Origin of the sequence: Micromonospora sp. AMSO12t, from assembly GCF_008806585.1 — a bacterium.
Classification (GTDB): domain Bacteria; phylum Actinomycetota; class Actinomycetes; order Mycobacteriales; family Micromonosporaceae; genus Micromonospora; species Micromonospora reichwaldensis.
Genome location: NZ_WAAS01000596.1, coordinates 1 through 501, shown reverse-complemented (window position 1 = coordinate 501; position 501 = coordinate 1). Strand labels below are relative to the sequence as shown.

The 501-nt window shown below is 75.2% G+C and carries 1 pseudogene; it reads right to left on the bottom strand.

The features are described 5' to 3' along the window. Nucleotides 1-319 (bottom strand): annotated as a pseudogene (locus tag F6X68_RS33110) (hypothetical protein); the annotation flags it as partial. Nucleotides 320-501 lie beyond the last annotated feature (182 nt).

Here is a 501-nt window from a genome sequence, read left to right as displayed (position 1 = left end):
GCCGGGCGACTTCGCCGGCGACCAGCGCCGCGCCGGCGAAGTCGCCCGGCCCGGGCAGCCCGCGCGGGTCGCCGGGCGCGGGCAGCACGAGCCGGATCTCGTCGGGCGAGAGCTTCGCGAGGGTGGGTAGCGCTTGGGGCAGGGGAACGTCGGTCCAGGTGCCGGGCGCGTCGGCGACCAGGTGCTCCTCGTCGCCGGCGATGGCGTCGGCAAGCTCGTCGAAGGGCACCAGCCCGGCGCGCCACGCGCGCACCCAGGCCACGAACCGGCTGGACCGGCGCGGTGTGAGAGTGGCCGCGCCCGCTGCGGGGGTGGACATGCCGAAAGGGTACGTGGTCACCGCCGCCCCTGTCTCGACTGCCGCTCCGACTGTCCGCCGCCCCGCTGATCATGCGCCCCCCGTCCCGTCGATCATGGAGTTGTGGTGGGTGGATCGTCGACCTCTGCCCCTTTCGCGGGGCACCACAACTGCAAGATCGCCGCGGCGGGAGCGGCGGAGGC